Raw genomic sequence first — 24,713 nt, 5'->3', positions numbered from 1 at the left:
CTTCCAGGTAGGAAGAGGCCAGTCCATGGGTGTACCAGGACGAGACAAAGGTGGTACCGGTCATCCAGCCACCCAGTGCCAGAAAGGCACAGGGAAACAACAGCAGACCTGACCAGCCCACGAAGACAAAACGATCGCGCTTCAGCCAGTCGTCCACGGCATCAAAGATACCGCGCTGCGCTGAAGGACGCCCCATTGCGATAGTCATACGGGTGTTCTCCAAAGAAATTGGATGAGTTCCAGCAAGCTTTTGAACCAGTGACAGGGTGGAAACCTGGTTAAAGTTAAAACCCTCCAGCCAAAAGTTTACGTTTCTTTACCTGAATTATAGGAGAAGCTTTTCAGAAACTGCTAGGGGTTGACTGAGAATTCTGAGAGTTTTTTTTATATTTTGTTACATTGCCAGGGTGTTTGAACTTGTCAGGGTGTTTAAACGGTACTTAAACCCTCTGGATCCTTGTTTTAGCCATCCTTCCAGGGATTTGGATCCTTGCTTTTACAATTTTCAGAAAATTTTGCTGACTTTCCTGGACTGAGAGTCAAGCTTTTAGCCCGTGAGTCCTAAGAATTTGTCATACTAGAAGCCGGACATCAGAGGACGATGCATGTTTATTTTGGAACTGACGCTCAAGGAAACACCCGTCACCTTAACAGTGCAAAAGAAAGAAAAGGCCGATGCGGAGGGCGATTATCAACGAGTGATCAGCGCAATGAAGTCTAGCTCGATCGAATTACTGGAGCTAACCTGCGACCATCAAGTGGGTAAGAAAGTAGCCGTTTTCAATAGCGCAATCTGTGCGGTGCAGGTTTACGAAAAAACGAGTGGCGGCACGTCTGGTCGCACACCAGGATTCTTTGCGGTGGCTGAGTCCTAGATGACATCTGCAATTTCAGTCCAGAACTTAAACTTCCAGTGGAGCAATGACCAAACGGTCTTGAACAACTGCTCCTTGGAAGTTCCCCATGGGGAATTTTGGATGCTGTTGGGAGGGAATGGTTGTGGAAAATCCACGCTCCTGAGGCTGTTGGCAGGTTTATTACCCAAACAAGCCGGTGGCATCCAGTTAGACCCACCCGTCGGGTTTGTCTTTCAAAATCCTGACCATCAATTGGTGATGCCTACGGTGGGAGCCGATGTCGCGTTCGGTTTGGTCGAAGAAAAACTATCCACTAGCGAGGTGCGCCAGCGCGTGGCCGAAGCTTTGGCAGCCGTTAATCTATTGGAATTTCAGCGGCGACCCATCTATGCCTTGAGTGGTGGACAGAAGCAACGGGTGGCGATCGCGGGAGCCATTGCGCGCCACTGTAATGTTTTGCTGCTCGATGAACCCACCGCTCTGCTAGATCCGGATAGTCAGCTAGAGTTGGTCGCCCAGGTGCAACGACTGGTACGAGAGCGCGGCATTACAGCACTCTGGGTCACCCATCGTTTGAATGAGTTGAATTATTGCGATGGGGCTTTTTTGCTGCATCAAGGCCACATGATTGACCAGGGCGATCCAGCCCGCTTACGGCAGCGCTTGCTGGAGTTGGAAACATCGATCGCTGAATAGTCTCGCGGAGTAGAAGATCGAGTGTTCAGTCGTCGATTGAACAACCATCGAGATTAACGGTCGATCGACAATGGTAGGTTCGATAATTCCAGCTTTTTTTGGAGTTGCCTGGATCATTTGACAAATGTCTTGGGGCGATCTGTATACAGAATTGATGAGGGATGGCATTATGTAGAAATGTCAAGTTCTTCACGACCTTTTTGGTGCAATGTCAAAGCGCCCCCCCCCCCAAGCAATTCTTTTGGTGGACGGCTATAACATAGTCGGCGCTTGGCGTGACTTGAAAAAAATTCGCGATCGACAGGGGTTGGAAGAAGCCCGTCGTCATTTAACTGAGTTGATGGCTGGATTTGCAGCCTACAATGCCTACGATACACAGCTGGTGTTTGATGCTCAGTATCGCAACAGCCCCAGCAATCGAGAAATCATCACTCGCTTTTTGTCGATTCACTACACCGATCACGGACAAACGGCGGATACTTACATTGAAAAGTCCTGCGCCGATTTCCGTCACGATATTCGGAAGTTTCATCAACGGATCATTGTTGCAACCAACGATCGGGCACAGCAGTTGACAGTGGTTGGCTATGGCGCGGAGTGGATGTCGGCGGAACAACTGGCCAACGAAGTGGAATTTACGATCAGCCATGTACGGCACAAACAAAAACCAGCCCAGAAATCCTCAGGGCGGTTTTTGATGAATTCTTTGGATCCAGAGGCTCAGGCTAAGCTAGATCGGTTACGCTACGGCAAATAAACAGCCCATGGATCGGATCTGACGATTTCAGCCATGGCACTCTACGGGCTGTCCTGTGACACCGTAGGGGCGTATCCAACGTTAGTGGACATCCCATCGTAGAGATCCTGGTCATCGTCAGAAGATTTCTTGGAAAAAATTTTGAAAAAGGGGTTGCGTCATTCAGAAGTTCTGGTTAATATATAGAAGGTCTGAGACGTTCCTCAGTAGCTCAGCGGTAGAGCGGTCGGCTGTTAACCGATTGGTCGCAAGTTCGAATCTTGCCTGGGGAGTTTAACTAAATAACTAATAACTGCGAGTGATGTATAGTTTACTCGCAGTTATTTTTTGCAAAATAATCAATCGATCCGGTGACTTCTGTCATACTTCAGGTAGCGGTTTTACTAGATAACAGGAATTGGTGATATTCAACGGATAGTCAGTCTGTGAATGAAGCAGCGCAATTTTATAATCCTGAGCAATGCCGGAATGAGGCTGAGGTCGAAAGTAAGTTCATTGTGCAGTACTTGTTGCCCAGCTTGGGCTATCCGCCGGAGAGCTGGCATCAGGAGATTACCTTTGGTGCCTTTCGGTTAGATTTTCTAGCGATCGCGGGGAATGTCATTGGGAAGTCCGATCAACTTCAGGTGATTTTCGAGGCGAAGCATCCTAACCAAAATCTCGATCGGCATCGACGGAAACTCCGGCATTACCTCAGCAGTTTGGGTGTGCGCTATGGGGTACTGACCAATGGCAAAATGTTGCGGGTTTACGAACTGGTTGCGGAGGAATTAGAACTCCGGTTACAGGTTCCCGGTCGAGAGGTGCCGATGCATCTCGACCAACTACGGCAGTTAGTCGGAAAAGGCCCGATCGAGGTGATTTCTGACCAAGATGCTGTTCCTGAACCCGCGATCGTGACCCCGGATCATCCAACCACGCTTGTCCAGTCTTTATCTTCGAGTTCCACGGAAAAAACCATGAAAGTTATTGCGGTCTATCACAACAAAGGTGGCGTTGGTAAAACCACAACGGTGATTAATCTTGCGGCTGGATTGTGCAAAAAAGGCAAACGGGTTTTAGTCATTGATCTAGATAGCCAAGCCAACACAACTTTTGCCACCGGATTGGTCAAGTTCCAAGACGAATCCGCAGACAACATTAAAGACCGTAATATTTACCACGTCATTATCGAGCGCAACAAATTTACGATTCCTGAAGTCGTTCAGAAGTCATCCTTCACTTTTCCAGCGGTTGACGTGATTCCCAGCCACATCAGCTTAACGACGAAAGAGGCTGAGTTAAATGACTCCCCTCAAGCACAAACTCGGTTACTGTCTAAACTGAACGAAGTACGAGATCACTATGATGTTGTTATCATTGACACTCCGCCCTCACTAAACATCTTTGCCAGAATTGCTCTATTAGCGAGTGATTATCTGCTGATTCCTTCAGATCTACGTCCGTTTGCCAATGAAGGATTGAATAATGTGCGAACCTTTTTGGAAGGACTCAATGAGTTTCGGGAAATGATGAATCGTCAACCGATCGAAGTTTTGGGTGTCTTAGCTTCCAAGGTCAGCACGATTGATAAATTTATCAAGCATACTTTACCCAAGATGGAGAAACTTGTTGAGGAGCGGTATCAATTTCCTTTGTTAAACACTCGAATTTATGAGCGGCGCGATCTATCGGCAGCTTTAGAACGAGTAGTTGAACTGGGGGATCTCGACATTCCCGATCCACAGTCGATTTTTGACTATAAACCCCACTCTGCTTCCGCAGAAGAGTTCGAAGCCTTGACTAAAGAAATCATGACAATGACGGGATTGTAGGAGCCAAGTAATGAAATCAATCACCCAAACACTGGATCTAGAAAGTATCCACATTACCGATCAAAGTCGTTTTGATCCAGTAGCCCATGCAATGGAAATCGAAGCCTTGGCACACCAGATTGTCGAAGCTCAGGTATTGCTCAGTGTGCCCTTAGTGAAACCGATCGACTTTGAAAACTACGAGTTGATTTCTGGGCATTTAGAGTTTCATGCTTATTTGAAAGCGCTTGAATTTGATCAACAACTCCCAGGACGCATTACGGTCTACATCATCAGTGCGAAAAACGAAGCGATCGCCCTCAAACAAATTGCACTTCTGCGCCCTAGCAATTCCACAACGGTTAACTCATCTGATACCTCATCCCGAACGTCCAGCGAATTCCTACCAGTGGAAAACATTCTAAAACGCTTAGAAATGCTGGAGCGGAAGGTTGTAGATCAGGAAAGTTTTCAGCGATCGATCGCCACTGTTCTACAAGCCTTAGACGATCGAGTTCCTGTGCCGTTACCGATGTTTCAGGCGTTCGATCGAATTTCGGAACCTGCTGCCCACCTCCAAGTCCGTCGCAATCTTGAACCTTACATTGGCAAAGCAAAAGCGACCAAACTCATTGAACAATTGCAAGCAGCCAAAGCCCAAGGCCACAGTCTTGCAACCTTCCAAGCCATTTTGGCCCATCGAGGGAAAGGACTGATTAGCCCAGAGAAACTCATGGAAATGAGCGACAATTGGCAATAACCCTTTCTAGCCCACACACACCTATGCATCGATCTCCCTTTTGGGAAGCTTGGACACTGGACCCTGAGGTTATTTTTCTCAACCATGGTTCCTTTGGGGCCTGTCCACGGGAAGTTCTCGCTTACCAACAACACCTGCGTCAGCAACTCGAACGTCAACCCCTGCGCTTCCTAGGGCGAGAGATCGAAGCACGGCTAGATGAAGCCCGATCGGTGTTGGCAACCTTTGTGGGAGCCGATCCAACCGATCTAGCCTTTGTGCCCAATGCCACCACTGGCGTTAATGCTGTTTTACGATCGCTTGACCTACAAGCGGGCGACGAACTACTGACCACCAACCAGGAATATAACGCCTGTCGTAATGCTTTAAATTACGTTGCGGAACGATCGGGAGCCACGATCGTTATTGCAGACATTCCATTTCCAGTGCCATCACCAGATACGATCGTCCAGGCTGTATGTAGCAAACTCTCTGATCAAACACGCTTAGTTTTACTGGATCATGTGGTCAGTCAAACAGCCTTAATCCTACCGATTGCTGAAATCATTGCGATGCTGAATTCCCAAGGCATTGAGAGCTTAATTGATGGAGCCCATGCCCCTGGAATGATTCCGTTAGATTTACGATCGCTGGGTGCAACTTACTACACTGGAAATTGCCATAAATGGCTCTGTGCACCCAAAGGAGCCGCTTTTCTCTACGTCCAAGCCGAACGGCAACCCCACATCCATCCCACCACCATCAGCCACGGCAGAAACGATCCCCGCACGACTCGATCGCGCTTCCATTTAGAATTTGACTGGATGGGAACCGGCGATCCAACCGCCTATCTTTCTGTACCCAAGGCGATCGAGTATCTAGGTTCACTCCTCCCGACAGGCTGGACAGGCTTAATGGAACACAACCACCATTTAGCCATCACAGCAAGGCAATCACTCAGCCAAATTTTAGAGATTGCAACACCCTGTCCTGATGAAATGCTAGGGTCAATGGCAACGTTACCGCTGCCGGATGGCGATGCGCAAAAACTGTATCAACACCTTTGGCAAGACTTTAACTTAGAAGTACCCATTATTCCCTTTCCCGCAGCACCTCAACGCTTGATTCGAATCTCAGCCCAGCTTTATAACACCTTGCCAGAGTATGAGTTTCTGGGAAAGACCCTGCGATCGATCCTTTAGTTTGCTAGAGTAATCGTTGATTCAGGACTATCGCAGCTCTCTCTGGCTCAGCATAGCCTGCTCCACTTCTGCCTTGACCCATAGCCCGATCGCAATGGCAGACCGTACCGTATCCGAATATTCCTGGGCGCGATCGTGCAATTCCAGCACCGTCAAATTGGCTCCGTTATGTTCTAAATGCAGCAGCAAATCCTGTTGCCGAGCCAGCAGACCACGATTTTCCCGCAGAATCCGCTCCATCATCAACCCAGATACCAAACTATCCCGCGTTAGCTCCACTGCTGTTAAGACAACAGTCCGATCGTGGCTACGTTCTGGGGACGGGGTGATGGCCTGAATTTGCTCCATGACCTCGATCGTTTTAACCAACTCGTTATATCGATCGACTTCATCTAGCAATCGCATTAACATTCGCAAGGGTTTCCTTGCCAGCACCATCCAGAGATTCCAGGCCAGCAGTCCGCATAGCATCAAACTCCCACTGACCCAGATAAACGCGATCGCGTTGGCTCCCTGGCTTAAGTCCTGCGCTCCTCGAAAAACACCTAGACTGATCACCAAGCTAAAAATCAGCAAAACTCCCGCCACCGCAAGTTCCAGCACCGCAAAAGCTAGAAAATTTTGCCAATTGCGGAAAACCGACGGACGACAAATCCCGCCCACAAACAGATCATTCACCTCCTTACCACACAGTTTTTCTAACTCTCGGGAGGTCATCATCAACGATCGAGCCGTGTTTTCCATCCTGCACTCCGCACTGCTTGCATCGGACAATTGCGTGGCTCACCTGCAAATTCAGTCACTCTTATTGAGTCACTCTTATTGACACTAGCCACCACCCAGTACATGGAGAAGCGCTGTCCAAACCCCCGTTAAAAAATTACCTTCCTTCGGGCGAAACAACTCAAAGCTATTGGTCGAGCCAAAGAAGGGGCGTAGCGTCCAGCCTAATTGACTGCCAACAAAGCCATAGAGTACCAACCAAAATTTTAGGATATTCGTCCGAATTTTCACATTTTCATCCTTTTCTCCATCCACCACTGGACGCATCGCTTGATAGAGAAAGGAAATGCCAAAAATGCCGGTGATGGCAAAAATAGTGACGTTAAGCAGCAAGTAGAAAGAGTAATCTTTTACACTTAACGTCATCAGAAAAAACATCGTCACTGGTGCAAAACCACACAACAGTAGGGCAATAACTGATGCAGCACTCAGCACATAGGTAAAGTGCTGGCCGATCGTTTTCCGAGAGCCAAACAAGGCGTTGAATACATAGAGCGCAGGCAAACACACTGTTAGGGTAATCAGATATAGGGCGGGAAGCTTGATCGCTGAAGAAAGAGACTGTAATGGACTGTGAAAGGAACCAATAATGGCTCCATACACCGCAAAACACAGAAAACTACAAAGCATTAATGCCGTAATTTTATGTCCCAGTTGCACCCGATCGTGGATTTCTTCCAAAAAACTTTGACGGTCTTTCAACAGCGCAATAAAGGTCGAAAAGTAGTTCATAACAACCGTTCCAGAATTTAGAAATCACCTAGGTTCAAGATCGCCTAGGTCAAACAATTTTTAAACGCCAACCACTGCTTCTGCGATCGCACAAAAATCGCACAAAGTCATGCCAAGGCTGCCCACTAACCCACAGGCCAAAACTAACATCGCGATCGGGCATCAGATCGAACAGATTCAAAGCATGAAAACACTTTCCTAGCTCCCCCTTGAAGGCAACATCCAACCACCCGATCGAGGGAGATCGGAATTACGATTGAGGACGAAATGGCGGGGGCAGGTACCCTTGGTGGAATGACGAACTATAGCTTGCCTAATAGCTTGCCTAGGGGCTGGACTGTAGGCCGCTCAGGTCAGTATCGATTTAATTGAGAGAAAGGACCGGGGGCAGGGAAGCCTACAACAGGATGGGGGGCCATTTCGGAAAATCGGCCTTGAAATTCATTTAACTACAGCCCGTTGAGAGTTATGCAAACCTGCCCGTTAGAGCATCTCTGCAACAATTGTTTTTGAACCCATCATGACCCGATACAATCCTGCATAATTCGAGTATTCTAAGGCTGGCTGACCTAAAAGGCTGGCTAACCTAAACTGAGCTACGCCTTGGAATATTGCGCCACGATTTAGTTGTAAAACTGAGTTTTTTTAGCTAAATTCAAGCAATTTCTCTGCTTATTGCCCTGTTCAACTGATCCTCTCCTATGATTCTGCGCTCTGCCTTTTCCCAGCTATATCTCCTCGCAACGGGCTGTCTCACGGGTTATCTCGCAGGTTGTCTCGCAGGTTGTCTGCTGATGACCTCTGCGGTCAGAGCGCAAACCTCCTTGCCCAAACCCAGCACCGATCGAGATCGTTTCAACCAACCCCTGCCCACCCCGCAACCGTTACCCAGCGTTCAGCCCACGTTGCCACCCCCAACGCCTAGCCCAGCGCCCAGCACTCCAGCCCCAGCCATTACCATTCCCGTCCGCAAAATTGTCATTCAGGGCAGCACCATTTTTGCCGATCGCGATTGGGACGCTCTGGTCAAAACCGTGGAAGGCCGATCGGTGACCTTTGAGGAACTGCGATCGCTGGTCGATCAAATGACGCAGAAATACCTCGATCGGGGTTACATCACCTCCCGCGCGGTGTTGGAAGAACAAACCATCGCCGATGGCATTGTTAAAGTCCGTGTGATTGAAGGATCGCTGGAAAAAGTAGACATTCGCGGCTTGGAAAACGTCAAACCCGCCTATGTCGAAGGTCGCATCCGCCTGGGAGCCACAGCCCCCCTTAACAAAGACGCCCTCGAAGACCAACTGCGTCTGCTCAAGCTTGATCCGCTATTCACCAATGTGGAAGCCAGCCTCAAACCGGGAACTGGATTGGGACAAAGTATTTTGTCTGTGCTGGTCAAGGAAGAACCGGCGTTCCATGGTTTTGTGGGGGCGGATAACCTGTCACCCCCCAGCGTAGGAGCCGATCGCATTGGAGCCGTCCTGAGCTACCGCAATCCGACGGGTTGGGGCGACGAACTGACTGCGTCCTACTATCGATCGACCCAGGGCGGTTCCAATGCCTTTGACTTCGGCTATCGACTGCCGCTGAATCCGATGAATGGAACCTTGCAACTGCGGATTGCCCCCAGCCGTAGCAAAATCATTGATCCCGATTTTTCCGCCTTTGGCATTCGGAGTAACAATGCCCTGTATGAAATCAGCTATCGTCAACCGCTGAGCCGCAGCCCTCGCCAGGAATTTGCCCTCTCCCTGGGGTTTGCTTTTCAAGATGGTCAGACGTTTTTGTTTGATAACCAGCCCTTTCCCTTTGGGATTGGAGCGGAGGCCGATGGCACGACCAAAACACGGGTGCTCAAGTTTGGCCAGGATTTTGTCAAGCGGGAACCCTTTGGGGCTTGGGCCTTTCGATCGCAGTTCAGTCTGGGCTTGAATATTTTCGATGCCACAACCAATTCCGGTGCAGTGCCCGATGGCCAATTTTTCAGTTGGTTAGGCCAAATCCAACGGGTACAACAGATCGGCCCCAGCAACCTGTTGATCGCGCAATTGGATCTGCAACTGACGCCAGATACCTTGCTGCCGTCCCAGCAGTTTGTCATTGGGGGCGGCCAATCCCTGCGAGGCTATCGCCAAAATGCCCGATCGGGGGATAACGGAGTGCGCTTTTCCTTGGAAGATCGCATCGTTGTGAAACGGGATGCGGCGGGCAGTCCCATGATTCAACTGGTGCCCTTTTTTGACATGGGCGCAGTGTGGAGCCGATCGGACAATCCCAACAAACTGACGGGCGAAACCTTTCTGGCTTCGATCGGGCTGGGGCTGATTTGGGAACCTATTCCCCGCATGATCGTGCGGGCGGACTATGCTCGACCGTTGGTGCAATGGAGCGGCAAGGGCAATAACGCTCAAGATGAAGGCGTCCATTTCAGCGTAGGCTACAGTTTCTAAGCACCCTTAGCCCGCCTTTAAGCAAAATCCGCATTAACCAAAATCGGCATATTGGGGAGGGCTGGCCCCAACCCGCTGGGTAATTCTGGGATACTGGGTGTTGGGTTCCGGTTGGCTAATCGAAATCACATTGACTTGATGCCACCAGTCATCACCAAAATCAAACCAATAGCCAAAGGCATCATCCACAGACAACCCCAAACTGGCGATCGGGGTACTGGCCACGTCCTGCACAGACTGTGTCTTAGCTTTCCTACGGCTAGCGGACTGGGGTACGCCATAACATTTTGCCGCAGGATCATTGGGGCCTTGACCACCCACCTGAAATTCGTACAAATGATCTTCTTCTCGATCGAAGGCTTTAAAGAGAATTTTGTGGAGATCGGCCAGGGTTTGATTGCCTTTGATTTCGATCCTTCGGGAAATTTCCGGATTTTCTTCAACAAAATCCTCCGTCACAGGCCCATCTAGAATAAAAACATCCAGGGTATACAGCCCACTGGTGGGTGACATCGCGGCTGGGTTACTGGGGCGATCGGCGATCGCATCGGGAGGAGAGGACTTTGGACTGGATTTTGCGGTTTTAGTTTGTTTAGCTGATTTTGCAGTTTTAGTTGACTTGGTGGGTTTCACTGGCTTGTTCCGTTGCGTTTTTTAGCTCGGTTGTGTGGATTGTATGGGTTTATTGAGCGGATTGTATGGGTTTATTTAATTGTATGGGTTTAGTTGATTGTATGCGTTTAATGGTCTGCATTCCCGTTTCTAGTCTATCGCTTCAATAGGGCTCATTAACTCACCGGCATTACTGGTAATTCATGCAATCTCTTCGCAGTAAAAAAATCAGCCTGGTCGATCGTCGCTTGGAAAAATTCAAAAAATTGCTCAGTACCGAAGTGCCAGCCAACGCTCACTTGGGTCGGAATCGTCACCCCAGCGAAGGTGCATTCGGCAGAACAGTAGCCGCCCATGGGCAAATAATCCCAATGCCGATCGCTGGTTTGATCGCCCCAGCGCAGCCCCGAACCCGCCAGCAACCTACCCTCCGCATCAATCTGAAACGTGAGTTTGACGGGTTCATCGTCGATCGTTAATTGCGCTTCCAAAAAGTTGTCATCGATCGCCCGCCATTCCACACCCTGCTGCGGCAAAAGCGCCGTCGGCAACCACATCAACTCCACCGCCAAACGACCGATGGCCGATCGCGCCGTATCCGCCGTTTGCACATCCACGATCGGCAGCAATCCCCCGAGGGCAAATTGCATTCGACCCCGACGCTCGTAGTAATAGTCAGCGCCCTGAAATTGCGATAATCCCCGCCCGATCGTCGCTTGCCAAATAAATCCCCGACGTGACAATAATTCCTTGGCCTGCATCGATATCCAAGGATGAGTCAAACTAAATCGAAACCGACCTTGCATCTTCAGATCCACTGAAGTCGCGATCGGCGTTCCCGGTGCGATCGCATGGAGAAAGTAGCGCTGCACAGGCATTGGCAACCCAGCCACCATCGCAGGATGAAACTTCGTAGATTGCGGTGGCGATTGCAAACGACGCCAAATTTTTCGGGCAACGCGACGATTATGAGACCGTAAGCCCATCAACAATATCAGCGCGATCGTAATTAGAACGACAACACCAAGAAGAAGAAGCATCAACAGAAAATAGACAACCATCGCTAAATATCCTCCGCCGCTAAATGTTCTCCTTCCCAGTCCACGTCATCACCTTAGATCCGGGGGATGAGAAACCTGTGAAGATAGAAGCTCCCACCCTACCTACCCTTCTACCCTCCTACCCTTCCACTCCCCATGCTCCCACACTTCTACCCTCCCACTCCCCATACTCCCACTCCCCCACTCCCCAATTCCCCCAACGAGCGGTACACTTTTGAAAGACCACTGTTTGATCGCGAGAGTTGGCTATGGCATTCGAATACCCCGAAGATCTGCGCTACACCGACACCCATGAGTACGTCCGGTTAGATGGCTCCGTCGCCACCGTGGGCATCACCGCCTTTGCGATCGATCAATTGGGCGATATTGTCTTTCTGGAACTGCCGGAACCGGGCAGCAGCGTCACCCAAGGCGAGAAATTTGGCACGATCGAATCCGTCAAAGCCGTAGAGGATCTCAAATCCCCCGTCAGCGGCACGGTGGTCGATGTCAATGCAGCCATGGTGGATGCGCCGGATCAGTTAGAAGCGGATCCTTACGTAGAGGGCTGGCTGGTCAAGGTGGAAGTCAGTGATGTAACTGCGGTGGAATCGGCGCTGTCTGCGGATGCCTACCGTGCCATGGTAGAAGGAGCCTAGGGCACCCCATGAGTCAGGCCAAGGATGATCGGCAGGAGCTTGACCAACAAGATGTTGATCGTCAACAGCTGCGATCGCAGGTACAAAGTCTAGCCCAAACCTATCGAGACACCGACCAGCCCCTAGCCTGGTTTGAAGCGCTCTATGCTTCGGCCAATGGCAATCCAGAGGCGATTCCCTGGGTCAATCGTGAACCCCACCCGTTGTTCCAGGATTGGTTGACGACCCGATCGCCCGTTGCGGCTGGACGGTCTGCCTTGGTTATCGGCTGTGGCTTGGGGGACGATGCGGAAGTCTTGGCCGATCGGGGTTTCCAAGTAGCCGCTTTTGATCTGTCTCCCACGGCGATCGCTTGGTGCCGAGAGCGCTTTCCCGAGTCCTCGGTTGATTACCAAGTGGCCGATCTGTTTGACCTACCCAGCGATTGGGCCAAGCGCTTCGACTTTGTGCTGGAAATTTATACGATCCAGGCAATGCCGCCGGAACTGCACACCGCTGCTATGCAAGCGATCGCGCCGTTGGTCGCACCGGGTGGGGAACTGTTGGTCATCTGCCGAGGCCGCGAGGACACTGATCCCCTCACAGGCCCACCGTTTCCCCTGACGCGATCGCAGTTAGCAACCTTCGAGCAAGCCGGATTTTTGCTAGCTGAGTCAGAAGATTTATTAGATCCCGAAGGTCTCCGTCCCCGCCATTTCCGATCGCTTTACCGCTCCAATTAATTACTTAATTACAGATGCCTTCCCACGTTCCGGGTGATTTACTTTAGGCAGGGTAATTTTATTATTCCGAAGGTTTACGGATCCCATTCCAAAAAATTACCATCCCTTTATACCGATAGGTTCCCGATCGGTAAAGACTTGTTATACGCTGTTACAACCGGATAGAGACCTGAATTCCCTACACCCAAAGAATGAAGTCCATGTCAGAGCCTATTTCTTCTTCCCTGCAAGCCCCGGCTGAATCAGCTTCTGCTGAATATAACCCTAACAATGGCCATGGAAACAGCGGGTTCCGGGCCACGGGCAAAAGTTCCAACCTGGCCTATACCGATAGTTTCGCCGATCGCCATTTGGGACCCCGGACAGCGGATGTGCAGAAAATGCTGCAACAGCTTGGCTATGACTCGTTAAATGGGTTGATGGATGCAGCAGTCCCCACAGAAATTCGTCTGAAGCGATCGCTACAAATTGGCAAAGCCCGATCGGAATATGAAGCCCTAGCAGACTTGAAGGCGATCGCTGCCAAAAACCAAGTGTATCGATCGTTCATTGGCATGGGCTACAGCAACTGCATCACGCCCCCGGTCATCCTACGCAACATTCTGGAGAATCCAGCCTGGTATACCCAGTACACGCCCTACCAACCGGAAATTTCCCAGGGTCGCCTCGAAGCCCTGCTCAACTTCCAAACCCTGGTGATTGACCTGACGGGGCTAGAGATTGCCAATGCCTCGCTGCTGGATGAAGGCACGGCGGCAGCGGAAGCCATGGCCATGAGCTACGGACTCAACAAAACTGGAGCCAAAGCCTTTTTTGTGTCGGAAACATGCCATCCCCAAACGATCGATGTCATTCAAACCCGTGCCCTCCCCCTGGGCATTGAGGTCATCGTCGGCGATCATCGTAGCTTGGATAACAGCACGCCCATCTTTGGCGCACTGGTGTCCTATCCCGCCACCGACGGCACCATTTACGACTACCGCACCTTCTGCGATCGCGTCCATGCCGCAGGGGGCTTAGTCACCGTCGTCGCCGACATCTTGGCGCTGACCTTGCTCACTCCGCCGGGGGAATTTGGGGCAGACATCGCCGTGGGCAATACCCAACGCTTCGGTGTCCCCTTTGGCTACGGTGGCCCCCACGCCGCCTATTTCGCCACCAAGGATGCCTACAAACGGCAAATTCCAGGGCGCTTGGTGGGGGTGTCGCGGGATGCGCGGGGTCAACGGGCACTGCGGTTGTCGCTGCAAACTCGGGAGCAGCACATTCGCCGCGATAAAGCCACCAGCAACATTTGCACCGCCCAGGTTCTGTTGGCAGTGATTGCCAGCATGTATGCCGTGTACCACGGAGCCGCAGGGTTGCAAGCGATCGCCCAGCGGGTACACAACTTAGCCAACACTTTGATGGAAGGACTCAAGGGCCAAGGCTTTACCCTGGTTTCCGAAAGTTTCTTCGACACGATTCGGGTGCAAGTGGGCGATCTGACCCAAGCCATTCTCGATCGGGCAGCGGAACGCAAGATTAACGTGCGACAGTTTGCCGATGGATCGATCGGCATTGCCTTGGATGAAGCCACATCCGAACGGGATATTTTAGATTTACTGGAAGTGTTTGCTGGACAAACGGTAGAAACCTTGCCAGCGGTTTCCTCGATCGTGCCGTCCTTAGCCCGCACCTCCGCCTTTCTGACCCACCCCGTTTTCAACACCCATCATTCAGAAACGGAATTACTGCGGTACATGTATCGCTTACAGAAACGGGATTTGTCCTTAACCAGTGCGATGATTCCCTTAGGCTCCTGCACGATGAAGCTGAATGCAACGGCGGAGATGATTCCCGTAACATGGCCCGAGTTTGGTCAAATCCATCCCTTTGCCCCAGTAGAGCAAACGGAAGGATATCAAATTCTGTTTAACCAGCTGGAACAGTGGTTAGCGGAAGTCACGGGCTTTGCCGCGATTTCGCTCCAACCCAATGCCGGCTCCCAAGGGGAATACGCCGGATTGCTAGTGATTCGGGCCTATCACGAAAGTCGTGACGATCGCGATCGCACCATTTGTTTAATTCCCACCTCCGCCCATGGCACCAATCCCGCCAGTGCCGTGATGGCTGGGATGAAAGTGGTTCCAGTGAATTGCGATGGGGATGGCAATATTGATATTGTGGATTTACGGGCCAAGGCAGAGCAGTATCGGGAAACGTTATCAGCCCTGATGGTCACCTATCCGTCTACCCATGGCGTGTTTGAGTCGGGCATTCAGGAAATTTGCGCCATCATCCATGCCAACGGCGGCCAGGTTTACATGGATGGGGCCAACATGAACGCGCAGGTCGGACTGTGCCGTCCCGGAGATTTTGGCGCGGATGTCTGCCACTTAAACCTGCACAAAACCTTCTGCATTCCCCACGGCGGCGGTGGCCCTGGCATGGGGCCGATCGGGGTGGCCGCGCATTTGGCTCCCTTTTTGCCGGGACACACGGTCATTCCAGTCGGGCAAGACCAAGCGATCGGGGCGGTATCTGCGGCTCCCTGGGGCAGTTCCAGCATTCTGCCGATTTCCTGGATGTACATTGCCATGATGGGCGGCACGGGACTCACGGAAGCCACAAAAATCGCCATTCTGAATGCGAATTACATCGCCAAGCGTCTGGAAGGGCATTATGACGTGCTGTATAAAGGTCTATCGGGGCTCGTGGCCCACGAGTGCATTATCGATTTGCGCCAGTTCAAGAAGTCCGCAGGCATCGAAGTCGATGATGTCGCTAAACGGCTGATTGACTACGGATTCCATCCGCCAACCGTTTCCTGGCCGGTCGCAGGCACCATCATGGTGGAGCCAACGGAAAGTGAATCGCTGGAGGAGTTAGATCGGTTCTGTGATGCGATGATTGCAATCCGGGAAGAAATTCGCGCCATTGAAAACGGTCACGTCGATGCCCAGAACAACGTGCTGAAGAATGCGCCCCATACTGTGATGGATTTAATCGATGATGCCTGGAATCGTCCCTATTCCCGGCAACAGGCAATCTTCCCCACGGACTGGACGCGGGAGAATAAGTTCTACCCGGCAGTGAATCGGATTGACAATGCCTACGGCGATCGGAATCTCGTCTGCTCCTGTTTACCAATGGATGCCTATAACGAAGCTTGATGATTGCACTGAATGATTACACCGAGTGGGCATCCTCAATGATGCCCCTAATGCAAATTTAGAATTCCTCGGTTTCCACCCAATAATTCTACAAAAGCTGCAAGGCTCAAGAGCCTTACAGCTTTTATTTTGCTAGCAAAATTTCTTCCAGGTAGAACTTTTTGCATACAAATAAACAATGCAAATACTTTGACGAAATGGCGGTAATACATGGCGGTAATACAAAGTAGATATTTTGAACCTATTCAATGACACTCACACAATCAACATCATTCAGCTCATCTAACATCATTCAGTTTTTTCTTTAAGCTCTCTCCAAGAAAAAATTATTAAAATCTCACGATCGAGTCGAAAAAGTTATCAATAAAAACATCAATGAGAGAATAGTTCATTATTTTTACGTGATAGGATAATTTTCCAAGTTGGTGCATTTACTGAAGCCTCTTTGCCACAACCTCTAGGTAAAGGGTTTCCAAAGAGTTTCCTGAGCATAGACAAGGTATATTGAAAGGCAGAGAACCTATGTCCAAACTGATTTCTTGGGTTTCCGCATCAGCTTTTCCGATTATTTCTGCGGTAACACCATTACTCGTTTCTAGTCTATCGGCCCCATTACAAGCAGCCGAAGTCGGCACATTTTCCCATCAGGATATCGATCGTCATACAGTAGTTGCTGTTGCTTCCCCCTACGGAGAAGGATTACATCAGCTATTGGTACTACAACAGCTAACCAATCGTCAGCAATGCTGGGCGATCAATTCCGATGGACAAACGATCGAACCTCTATTGCTTCAGTTCGATTTCACTGGGATTTGTGGTCGTGCCACAGATAGCAATGGCTATTCTATTCGCATGGGGGGTCAGGATTTAGGTTGGCGTTATAGTTTGCAAGTGGTCGATCGAAACGGAGAACGTTTACTCATTGGAAAATCAACCAGTCGTAAACAACAGCCAGAGTTACTAATTGGCAGAATTATTGGTACGCCTAACGGCTTTGGCAAGTTTGAAATGGAACCCGGTTGGAGAATCACGCAAAGAACATTCAACGGTGAGAAATTAGGCCATTACTATTTCACCCATGAGAAATCCCTCGCATCTATGACTCAACAAATGTCAGTCGTAAATAGGTAAGAAGTGACCCTCTAGATTCGATCGACAATGTTCTAGATAGGGATTAGCAAAGTTTAGTATAAATATGAACTTTAGAATTGACGTGATTCTTGATTTCACATCAAAGGTTCAATGTCAAAGAACTCAATCTCAGTCAGATTTGTACTCAGAACTAGCCTAAAAAATGTCTGGAGCATTGTCATAACTACAGCTAGACATACAGGTACAGCTAGACATACAGGGAAAATCTAGCCAGTTCCCTTAATACAACTCAAATAACCCTCAATGCATAATGCATAATGCATACCAGCTTGCCAATATTCCTTACAGGTACTCAGCAACTGTCCCTAATATTAAATTTCTGAGCGTTAAATTTCCTGAGCATTTCTGAGCATTAAATATAGTTAACAGAACTAGCCATGGATTAGTTGACTTATTTATAGTAAGAAGTTTTAAGCAATTTCTGAGCGAGAAATTATTCGATTGAAGGTTCTTCGATCGCTCGATCGTCCCGCTGACCCTACAAGCAGGGTGATTATTGGCTTTGCAGGCTTTTCACTGGCCATGGCTAAACCGTCTATCAGTTCACCCATGTTTTGAAAATATAAATAAATCCTTAAGACTTGACGACTGATCAGCAATTTTGTGAGATGCTTACCCGTCACTAGTTCATTTTTCAGTACAGGTTGATGTTTCGCGATAGGAGAAACTTCAATGCAGTCTAAAATAATCCGCTCAAAATCGACCCGATCGAAAGCACCACGATCTAAATCTACGAGATCGCAAGTCATTCGATCCAAACAAACAACGTTAGAAACACCCACGATCGACGCCGAACCATTGCCTTTAGAAGAACCAGAGCCGCCGGAACCGATCGCTCCAGAACCGTGCCAGACGAAATCAGTAAAAATCTGCCTGTTTGGGCATCGGGATGACGTTCAACTGACCATTAACGAATTGCAGGCGATCGGGTTTCTCAAACGAGTGCAGTGGAGTCTACCCATGCCCATTTCCAGCGCCCATGGAGAATACTTCAGCATTGCCCAGTATACTTATTAGACTTTGCTTGTTAGACGTTGCTTAGGTGTCTCCTGGAGGTTTCCTTATGCCTTCATGTTAGAAATTCCTTAGCCATTCACTGAAGAGGTTAGTTAGACATTCTTAAGACTACTATCACTGCTGCTAAACCACTATTACGTCTAGCACTATCACGTATATGACGATCGGGAGCTATGCAGTGATTGAAGCATTATGTTCTAAAATTCATCCTCTTCAGCAATCAATAAATCGTCCAAACGTCCTTTCACCACTTGCATTGATTGTTTTTGAGTTCTTCTGGATTCTTGGCGATACTTAGCAGCAAGGCGAGGTTCAAATTGCACTTCGCCCTTGCGTTTACTTTTTTGTTTCAGCGCTGCATCGGGATCTGATTGCTGGTTACGATCGACCTGCTGCGCGATCGCCTCTTCCAAAAAATTTAGGTAGAGCCCATAGCGCTCCCAATCACCCCGCACGGCGCACCCCGGTTCATCCCGATGGAGGCAATTATGGAATTGACAATGGTTAGCAGCCAAGCGCGATCGAATTTCTGGAAAATAGTGGGCCAACTGCTCTGGACTACAGGTCAAATCCGGCTGATTAAACCCAGGAGTATCCGCTAACGTTCCGCCCCCAGGAAGGTCAAATAATTCCACATGGCGCGTGGTGTGCCGTCCCCGCTCCAGCTTGCCAGACACAGCAGACACCCGCAGCGTCGCTTCCGGAATCAAGGCATTAATCAAGCTAGATTTCCCCACCCCCGATGGGCCAGAAATCACCGTCACAGAATTGCGGAGGCGATCGGCCAGCGTATCTAATCCTTTGCCTTGATACACACTCAGCAACACCGGCTTATAGCCCCAAGCCTGAATGCGATCGCCCCAAGCCTGTTGCTCCTCGATCGGCAGCAAATCGCACTTACTCAGCGCCAAACACACCGCTAGCCCAGTGGATTCCGCCTTCACCAGAAAGCGGCTAAGTTGCGTCATATCCAAAGCAGGCTGGGCTAGAGCCGTCACCAGAAGAATCTGATCGGCATTGGCCACCGGAGGCCGATCGAGTTCTGAGGTACGCGGCAACAATTGATTAATCGCGCCCCGCTTACCTTCCCAATCAGGCTGATCGACCATGACCCGGTCGCCCACCATCACCCGCTGCCCAATCTTTTTCAATCGAGAGCGACAAGTACAGAGTAAATCTCCACGATTCCCATCTAATCGAACAAATGAGTAGTTGGCTTGAATGGCCACCACTGTCCCCAAGAGCGGCGGGCCATCTGAAGCCAGTTCTGAGACGAGATCCCTCATTCCGACTCCAGCGGACGCCGTACCCGCAGAGAGAAATAGTCCGACAGGTTATCAATGCCTTCTACTTGGTAACCTTCCATCGTCAGGCTATCCGGCACCTGCTCGATCGGTTCACCGGGATCCAGCCAGACTTCTAAGAGTTCACCGGGAGCCATTTGCTCCAGCTTTAGCTTAGTTCGCACAAAATTAATCGGGCAGGGGGTGCCCCGCAAATCCAATTGTAGATTCGGTTGAACTGGGTTACTCATGTGCCAAAAATTTTCCCAAATAAACCTTCAACGCCACCCTTCCCGACGCGATCGCCCCGCAGCTTGGCCAATTTCTCCAGCAATTCCCGTTCTTCCGCACTCACTTTAGTCGGGATATCCACCTGTACAGTAATCAAGTGATCGCCACGACTGACCGGATTGCCCAGACGAGGCACCCCTTTATTTTCCAGCGTTAATACGGTTCCTGGCTGAATCCCTGGCGCAATGCCAATTTCTTCATCTCCATCCACCGTCTTCACATCCAAACGGCAACCTAGAATAGCTTGCAGGTAACTAATTTTAATCTCTGACAGAATATTGATGCCATCTCGCTGGAAATCCGCATCATCATTCACAAAGAGATAGACATATAGATCCCCAGGGGGGCCACCCCGCATTCCCGCATCCCCTTCACCGGAGACCCGCAACCGGGTACCATTATCAACCCCCGCAGGCACCGTAATTTTCAGCTTCTTCGTCTTTTGGTGCTGGCCGCTGCCCCCACAGACTTCACATTTCTCTTCAATCACCTGACCCGACCCATTACAGGTTGGGCAGACCGAGACTTGGGTAAAGCTACCGAAGGGCGTCCGAGTCGCGCGGCGCACTTGACCACTCCCTGAACAGGTGGAACAAGTCCGGGGGCGGGTACCCGCCTTTGCCCCAGACCCACTACAAGCATTACAGGTTTCCAAATGGCTAATGGAAATTTCCTTTTCCTTGCCAAAAACCGCATCGCGGAAATCGATCTTCAGGTCTAGGCGGAGATCATCACCGCGAACCGGGCCACCCCGTCGGCGAGTCTGCTGCGCACCAGGGGCCCCACCAAAGCCACTGAAAAAGCTTTCAAAGATATCGGCAAAACCGCCCATATCACCAAAGTCTTGGAAGCCACCCGCTCCCGCAGCCCCACTAACTCCGGCTTCACCGAAGCGATCGTAGCGAGCCCGCGCCTCAGGTTCAGACAGGACTTCATAGGCCCGATTGATTTCTTTGAATGTCTCCTCGGCCCCCGGTTCTTTGTTGACATCGGGGTGATATTTGCGAGCTAGGCGGCGAAACGCCCGCTTAATTTCTTCTTTGTCGGCATCGCGGGAGACGCCCAAAACCTCATAGTAGTCACGCGCCATAGATCGTCGCTAATTTTGGGGACATAGAGCTAGGATATTGGACAAAGGCACCCAATTGGAAGTTGGCTTGCGGGGGGAAAACCGATCCAAACATGAGTGCCTGGAAATCAAGACCGTATGCGGCACCTTGGCAGCACCTTGGCAACACAAGCTTAAAAAGCCAATAGACAACGATTTTACCGGATAGAGCTAGTCGATCGCTTCATAGTCCGCCGTAATCGTTGCATCACTGTCAAAATTGAATTCTTCAGCAAAGGGGTTTGCATGATTCACGCGAACCGTTTCGTCCTCTAAAGCACTCAAGTCATCTAGAGGATCCACAACATTTGAGGCTTGGAACGAAGCAACGGAAGGAGGGGGAGCAACAGGAGCGGCCTCACTGACATTGGCATTCGAGCTAGCTCCCGATTGATAGACGGCAGCACCAATTTCAAACAATATTTGCTGCAAGCCATTCAACCGCGCACTCATCTCTTCTAAGCTGATCGCAGGATCATTAATCGCAGCCCGGAGTAAGGCCACTTTTTCAGCCGCTTCCGTTTTTAGGCCATCGCCAATGAACTCTCCATTATCTCGTAGGGTCGTTTCATAGCTGTAGAACAGATTATCGGAGCGATTTTTCAGTTCTGCAATTTCCTTGCGGCGAACGTCTTCGTCATTGAACAGTTCCGCTTCCTGGCGCATCCGTTCAATTTCACTGTCACTCAGACCACCCGTATTACTAATTTCAATACTTTGGGCGCGTCCAGTTCCTTTGTCTAGGGCAGACACCTTGAGAATCCCGTTGGCATCAATTTCAAAGGAAACTTCAATCTGAGGAACCCCCCGAGGAGCCGGCGGAATTCCGGTCAATTGGAACTTACCGAGGGTTTTGTTATCCTTGGCCATGGCCCGTTCCCCCTGGAGCACATGGATTTCCACGGAGGTTTGGCCATCGGTTGCCGTCGAGAAGACCTGGGATTTACTACAAGGGATCGTGGTGTTCCGTTCAATAATCTTGGTAAAGACCTCACCCAAGGTTTCAATTCCCATGGATAGAGGGGCAACGTCTAAGAGCAACAGATCTTTGACTTCGCCGCCTAAGACCCCCGCTTGGATGGCCGCGCCCAAAGCCACTGCCTCGTCTGGGTTGACGGACTTATCCGGCATCTTGCCCTTGCAAAACTGCTTCAGCGCTTCTTGCACCGCAGGAATCCGGGTAGACCCTCCCACCAGAAGAATCCGATCGATTTCATCGACCGTCATACCTGCATCCTTCAGGGCCTGCTCCATCGGGTCGATCGTGGATCTCACCAAATCGGCAACCAGCTCTTCAAATTTGGCCCGGGTTAGTTCCGTCTCAATATGCTTCGGCCCCGTTTCATCAGCTGTAATGAAGGGGAGGTTAATTACACTGGTCACCGTCCCCGACAGATCAATCTTGGCGCGTTCAGCCGCTTCCCGCAGCCGTTGCAGCGCCATCTTGTCAGTGGAGAGGTCGATTCCCTCCTGCTGTTGAAAGGTCTCAATCAACCAACGGACGATCGCTGCATCAAAGTCATCACCGCCTAGGTGGTTGTTACCCGACGTCGCTTTGACTTCAAACACCCCATCCCCGAGCTGCAAAATCGAGACATCAAAGGTACCGCCGCCCAAGTCAAAGACTAGAACAATTTGGTCTTGGTCTTGTTTGTCCAAGCCATAGGCCAAGGCAGCCGCCGTCGGCTCGTTGATAATTCGGAGGACTTCTAAGCCCGCGATCGTGCCAGCATCTTTGGTGGCCTGCCGTTGCGCATCACTGAAGTAGGCTGGAACTGTAATGACAACCTGCGTAACTTCTTCACCGAGATAATTTTCTGCATCTTGCTTCAGCTTTTGCAGAACCATCGCAGAAATTTCCTGGGGGGTATAGTTCCGTCCTCGGATTTGCACATCGACGGTATTATCTTTACCTTTAACGCAGGTATAGGGAACCCGCGATCGCTCATCTTGGGTATCTTCCCATCGTCGTCCAATAAACCGCTTAATACTAAAAATTGTATTTTCAGCATTGGTCACCGCTTGACGTTTCGCTAGCTGACCCACTAAGCGATCCCCAGCTTTGCCAAAGCCGACGATACTGGGCGTAGTGCGGCCCCCTTCCGAATTTGCAATGACGGTAGGTTGTCCGCCCTCCAAAACAGCGACACAACTGTTAGTTGTTCCCAGGTCGATCCCAATAACTTTTCCCATATCTAGCGGTGAATGTACGCAAGGTGAACCGTCAAACGAGCGCAAGGCTCACTTTATCTGCCCTATCTATAAAGCAATATTCCGCAAAAGTTCATAAACACGATCAAGCTTTTCTGAAATTATGTCCGAATTTAGAGGGATTGCACGGGGGATTTCCAGCAAACCCGCAATGGAACCTCCATTATCTAGCCTCTGTTCTCACGAAACAGCGAGAGAATTTCCCCGTCCTGCCCCCAAATTGCTGGCGAGCCCTGACAAAACCAGTGAGAAAAGTCTTCAAAAACGTTAAGTGAGGTGTCCTCGCTCAACCAGTTGAGTTAGGAGTCAAAGTTCACTTGAACTCCTACAGTCCTGTTAGCGTGGTTTACACCTCACCTAAATCACTATTTTGGGCTATGTTTTGGGGCTATGTGTTTGGGGCTATAGAACACTGCTGCCAATGCCTACTCCCAGGATCCCCACAGCATCCGCCACCGCCAAGGCATCCCCCCTAGTCCGTAGCGTTCCCTGCACCACTCCCATCACCGCCCTCTTCGGGCGGAGCAGCCACTTTTACCATGGCATGGCGCAGCACCCGATCGCCGATCATATACCCCCGCACCAACTCATCAATCACAGTACCTTCTGCATATTCGGAGGTCGGTTCGCGCAAAACCGCTTCATGCAGGTTTGGATCAAATTCTTTCCCCTCAGCTCGCATGGGAGAAACCCCAATTTTCTTGAGGCGATCAACCATGTCCTTGTAGACACCTTGATAACTTTTGTGAATATTCATCTCGGCATCGCTTTGGGGTTTGATTTGCGCCCTAGCCCGCTCAAAGTTATCCACCACCGACAACAACTCACCCAAGGTCGCAATCTTGACCTGAACGTCTAACTTTTCCCGCTCTTCTTGGGTCCGCCGCCGAAAGTTTTCGAAGTCTGCCGCCAACCGGAGGTACTGATTTTGGGCATCATCGGCCTGAACTTTCAAGGCTTCACATTCCCGCTCCTTGGCCGCATAGGTGGCACGCAACTTCATAAATTCGGCTTCATAGTCCGTGTCATCCTCTTCCATCGCAATGGAATCTGGAAGGGAGCTGTCTGCCTCAAGGTTGGGCTCTGCACCACCCGAACCAGATTCTTGGGTGGCCGGTGCTGCGTCCGTGGATGTGGCGTCAGCAGACTCTGATGTAGCACTGCCAGGGGTGGCCTGTGCATCCCCAATTGGCTGGTTTTCTTCACCCATCATGTCTATCATCCCCTGTAAAACCTTCTGCGCATTCCCAAACAATTGAACAGATTGCCTTGAAGTCAACACTGTCACTCAGTACTGCCACAGCTAGCAGGTTGAGTGTGGCTGCTATCCGTGCAATCTGCTATTGCTAACAACCCACTAGCATAGCTTGCTAAGTTCACTTTGCTCAATTTTCCGAATAGAGAAAAACTTTCCTTCTAGGGTTTTGGCCCCCATCGAACCCTCAGCATGATAC

At 50.3% G+C, this 24,713-nt stretch carries 21 protein-coding genes, 1 tRNA gene and 1 pseudogene; 13 read left to right on the top strand and 10 right to left on the bottom strand.

Annotated features, from left to right (window positions below):
• Window positions 1-208 (bottom strand): annotated as a pseudogene (locus tag H6G21_RS03340) (photosystem II D2 protein (photosystem q(a) protein)); the annotation flags it as partial.
• A 397-nt stretch (window positions 209-605) separates the two neighbouring features.
• Between H6G21_RS03340 and H6G21_RS03335 the strand changes: the two are divergent.
• The 7 genes from H6G21_RS03335 to H6G21_RS03305 all read left to right on the top strand — a co-directional run bounded on the left by H6G21_RS03335 (window position 606) and on the right by H6G21_RS03305 (window position 6,044).
• Window positions 606-875: a hypothetical protein gene (locus tag H6G21_RS03335; RefSeq protein ID WP_190570392.1), complete on the top strand. Its 270-nt coding sequence runs from the start codon at window positions 606-608 to the stop codon at window positions 873-875.
• The gene (locus H6G21_RS03330; protein ID WP_190570390.1) at window positions 876-1,553 is read left to right on the top strand and encodes an energy-coupling factor ABC transporter ATP-binding protein; all 678 of its coding nucleotides are present in this window, start codon (window positions 876-878) and stop codon (window positions 1,551-1,553) included.
• Window positions 1,554-1,761: 208 nt separating this feature from the next.
• Window positions 1,762-2,310 (top strand): NYN domain-containing protein, encoded by a 549-nt coding sequence (locus H6G21_RS03325; protein WP_190570388.1) that lies wholly within the window; start codon window positions 1,762-1,764, stop codon window positions 2,308-2,310.
• Window positions 2,311-2,510: 200 nt separating this feature from the next.
• Window positions 2,511-2,582 (top strand) — tRNA-Asn (locus H6G21_RS03320).
• A gap of 153 nt (window positions 2,583-2,735) precedes the next feature.
• Window positions 2,736-4,124, top strand: coding sequence for an AAA family ATPase (locus H6G21_RS26155; protein ID WP_190570387.1), 1,389 nt, complete (start codon window positions 2,736-2,738; stop codon window positions 4,122-4,124).
• Between the two features lie 10 nt (window positions 4,125-4,134).
• Window positions 4,135-4,863: a hypothetical protein gene (locus tag H6G21_RS03310; RefSeq protein ID WP_190570386.1), complete on the top strand. Its 729-nt coding sequence runs from the start codon at window positions 4,135-4,137 to the stop codon at window positions 4,861-4,863.
• A 23-nt stretch (window positions 4,864-4,886) separates the two neighbouring features.
• A complete protein-coding gene (locus H6G21_RS03305) occupies window positions 4,887-6,044 on the top strand; it encodes an aminotransferase class V-fold PLP-dependent enzyme (protein ID WP_190570385.1) in 1,158 nt (385 codons plus the stop codon).
• Window positions 6,045-6,071: 27 nt separating this feature from the next.
• Here H6G21_RS03305 and H6G21_RS03300 read toward each other — a convergent pair whose 3' ends face one another.
• Window positions 6,072-6,788, bottom strand: a complete 717-nt coding sequence (locus H6G21_RS03300) for a hypothetical protein (protein WP_190570374.1) — start codon at window positions 6,786-6,788, stop codon at window positions 6,072-6,074.
• Between the two features lie 84 nt (window positions 6,789-6,872).
• Window positions 6,873-7,559, bottom strand: a complete 687-nt coding sequence (locus H6G21_RS03295) for a hypothetical protein (RefSeq protein WP_190570373.1) — start codon at window positions 7,557-7,559, stop codon at window positions 6,873-6,875.
• 701 nt (window positions 7,560-8,260) lie between these two features.
• Here H6G21_RS03295 and H6G21_RS03290 point away from each other — a divergent pair.
• A complete protein-coding gene (locus H6G21_RS03290) occupies window positions 8,261-10,009 on the top strand; it encodes a ShlB/FhaC/HecB family hemolysin secretion/activation protein (protein ID WP_190570371.1) in 1,749 nt (582 codons plus the stop codon).
• 33 nt (window positions 10,010-10,042) lie between these two features.
• Here H6G21_RS03290 and H6G21_RS03285 read toward each other — a convergent pair whose 3' ends face one another.
• Both H6G21_RS03285 and H6G21_RS03280 read right to left on the bottom strand, forming a co-directional pair.
• Window positions 10,043-10,642 (bottom strand): plasmid pRiA4b ORF-3 family protein, encoded by a 600-nt coding sequence (locus H6G21_RS03285; protein WP_347277968.1) that lies wholly within the window; start codon window positions 10,640-10,642, stop codon window positions 10,043-10,045.
• Between the two features lie 155 nt (window positions 10,643-10,797).
• Entirely contained in the window at window positions 10,798-11,682 is an 885-nt protein-coding gene (locus H6G21_RS03280; RefSeq protein WP_242041599.1) for a DUF6544 family protein, read from the bottom strand.
• 248 nt (window positions 11,683-11,930) lie between these two features.
• On the opposite strand from H6G21_RS03280, the gene gcvH reads away from it, so the two are divergent.
• The 5 genes from gcvH to H6G21_RS03255 all read left to right on the top strand — a co-directional run bounded on the left by gcvH (window position 11,931) and on the right by H6G21_RS03255 (window position 18,366).
• Window positions 11,931-12,320, top strand: a complete 390-nt coding sequence (gcvH, locus tag H6G21_RS03275) for a glycine cleavage system protein GcvH (RefSeq protein WP_190570370.1) — start codon at window positions 11,931-11,933, stop codon at window positions 12,318-12,320.
• An 8-nt stretch (window positions 12,321-12,328) separates the two neighbouring features.
• Complete coding sequence (locus H6G21_RS03270) at window positions 12,329-13,042, top strand: methyltransferase domain-containing protein (RefSeq protein WP_190570368.1); 714 nt, start codon at window positions 12,329-12,331, stop codon at window positions 13,040-13,042.
• A gap of 200 nt (window positions 13,043-13,242) precedes the next feature.
• Window positions 13,243-16,197, top strand: coding sequence for an aminomethyl-transferring glycine dehydrogenase (gene gcvP / locus H6G21_RS03265; RefSeq protein WP_190570367.1), 2,955 nt, complete (start codon window positions 13,243-13,245; stop codon window positions 16,195-16,197).
• Between the two features lie 522 nt (window positions 16,198-16,719).
• Entirely contained in the window at window positions 16,720-17,328 is a 609-nt protein-coding gene (locus tag H6G21_RS03260) for a DUF3747 domain-containing protein (RefSeq protein WP_190570366.1), read from the top strand.
• 693 nt (window positions 17,329-18,021) lie between these two features.
• Window positions 18,022-18,366, top strand: coding sequence for a hypothetical protein (locus tag H6G21_RS03255; RefSeq protein WP_190570365.1), 345 nt, complete (start codon window positions 18,022-18,024; stop codon window positions 18,364-18,366).
• A 197-nt stretch (window positions 18,367-18,563) separates the two neighbouring features.
• Here the strand turns inward: H6G21_RS03255 and rsgA are convergent, their stop codons facing one another.
• From rsgA to grpE, 5 genes are all read right to left on the bottom strand, one after another.
• Window positions 18,564-19,652 carry a small ribosomal subunit biogenesis GTPase RsgA gene (gene rsgA, locus H6G21_RS03250; protein ID WP_190570364.1) on the bottom strand — a complete coding sequence of 363 codons (1,089 nt, stop codon included), beginning with the start codon at window positions 19,650-19,652 and terminating at the stop codon, window positions 18,564-18,566.
• Window positions 19,649-19,900, bottom strand: a complete 252-nt coding sequence (locus tag H6G21_RS03245) for a sulfurtransferase TusA family protein (RefSeq protein WP_190570363.1) — start codon at window positions 19,898-19,900, stop codon at window positions 19,649-19,651. Before H6G21_RS03245 ends, rsgA begins: the two co-directional genes overlap by 4 nt.
• Window positions 19,897-21,030, bottom strand: coding sequence for a molecular chaperone DnaJ (gene dnaJ / locus H6G21_RS03240; protein WP_190570361.1), 1,134 nt, complete (start codon window positions 21,028-21,030; stop codon window positions 19,897-19,899). Before dnaJ ends, H6G21_RS03245 begins: the two co-directional genes overlap by 4 nt.
• A gap of 189 nt (window positions 21,031-21,219) precedes the next feature.
• Window positions 21,220-23,241, bottom strand: a complete 2,022-nt coding sequence (gene dnaK / locus H6G21_RS03235) for a molecular chaperone DnaK (RefSeq protein ID WP_190570359.1) — start codon at window positions 23,239-23,241, stop codon at window positions 21,220-21,222.
• 490 nt (window positions 23,242-23,731) lie between these two features.
• Window positions 23,732-24,472 carry a nucleotide exchange factor GrpE gene (grpE, locus tag H6G21_RS03230; RefSeq protein WP_190570357.1) on the bottom strand — a complete coding sequence of 247 codons (741 nt, stop codon included), beginning with the start codon at window positions 24,470-24,472 and terminating at the stop codon, window positions 23,732-23,734.
• Window positions 24,473-24,713: the final 241 nt, after the last annotated feature.

The organism is Alkalinema sp. FACHB-956 (assembly GCF_014697025.1).
In the GTDB taxonomy this organism is placed as follows: Bacteria; Cyanobacteriota; Cyanobacteriia; order Leptolyngbyales; family Leptolyngbyaceae; genus Alkalinema.
The sequence above is the reverse complement of the archived record's forward strand: the minus strand, read 5'-3'. Positions and strand labels throughout refer to the sequence as shown.

Excerpts from the sequence above, each read along its gene's own strand:
- H6G21_RS03335 (WP_190570392.1), top strand. The coding sequence starts at position 606 with ATGTTTATTTTGGAACTGACGCTCAAGGAAACACCCGTCACCTTAACA.
- H6G21_RS03330 (WP_190570390.1), top strand. The coding sequence starts at position 876 with ATGACATCTGCAATTTCAGTCCAGAACTTAAACTTCCAGTGGAGCAAT.
- H6G21_RS03325 (WP_190570388.1), top strand. The coding sequence starts at position 1,762 with ATGTCAAAGCGCCCCCCCCCCCAAGCAATTCTTTTGGTGGACGGCTAT.
- H6G21_RS03310 (WP_190570386.1), top strand. The coding sequence starts at position 4,135 with ATGAAATCAATCACCCAAACACTGGATCTAGAAAGTATCCACATTACC.
- H6G21_RS03305 (WP_190570385.1), top strand. The coding sequence starts at position 4,887 with ATGCATCGATCTCCCTTTTGGGAAGCTTGGACACTGGACCCTGAGGTT.
- H6G21_RS03300 (WP_190570374.1), bottom strand. The coding sequence starts at position 6,788 with ATGGAAAACACGGCTCGATCGTTGATGATGACCTCCCGAGAGTTAGAA.
- H6G21_RS03295 (WP_190570373.1), bottom strand. The coding sequence starts at position 7,559 with ATGAACTACTTTTCGACCTTTATTGCGCTGTTGAAAGACCGTCAAAGT.
- H6G21_RS03290 (WP_190570371.1), top strand. The coding sequence starts at position 8,261 with ATGATTCTGCGCTCTGCCTTTTCCCAGCTATATCTCCTCGCAACGGGC.
- H6G21_RS03280 (WP_242041599.1), bottom strand. The coding sequence starts at position 11,682 with ATGGTTGTCTATTTTCTGTTGATGCTTCTTCTTCTTGGTGTTGTCGTT.
- gcvH (WP_190570370.1), top strand. The coding sequence starts at position 11,931 with ATGGCATTCGAATACCCCGAAGATCTGCGCTACACCGACACCCATGAG.
- H6G21_RS03270 (WP_190570368.1), top strand. The coding sequence starts at position 12,329 with ATGAGTCAGGCCAAGGATGATCGGCAGGAGCTTGACCAACAAGATGTT.
- gcvP (WP_190570367.1), top strand. The coding sequence starts at position 13,243 with ATGTCAGAGCCTATTTCTTCTTCCCTGCAAGCCCCGGCTGAATCAGCT.
- H6G21_RS03260 (WP_190570366.1), top strand. The coding sequence starts at position 16,720 with ATGTCCAAACTGATTTCTTGGGTTTCCGCATCAGCTTTTCCGATTATT.
- H6G21_RS03255 (WP_190570365.1), top strand. The coding sequence starts at position 18,022 with ATGCAGTCTAAAATAATCCGCTCAAAATCGACCCGATCGAAAGCACCA.
- rsgA (WP_190570364.1), bottom strand. The coding sequence starts at position 19,652 with ATGAGGGATCTCGTCTCAGAACTGGCTTCAGATGGCCCGCCGCTCTTG.
- H6G21_RS03245 (WP_190570363.1), bottom strand. The coding sequence starts at position 19,900 with ATGAGTAACCCAGTTCAACCGAATCTACAATTGGATTTGCGGGGCACC.
- dnaJ (WP_190570361.1), bottom strand. The coding sequence starts at position 21,030 with ATGGCGCGTGACTACTATGAGGTTTTGGGCGTCTCCCGCGATGCCGAC.
- dnaK (WP_190570359.1), bottom strand. The coding sequence starts at position 23,241 with ATGGGAAAAGTTATTGGGATCGACCTGGGAACAACTAACAGTTGTGTC.
- grpE (WP_190570357.1), bottom strand. The coding sequence starts at position 24,472 with ATGATGGGTGAAGAAAACCAGCCAATTGGGGATGCACAGGCCACCCCT.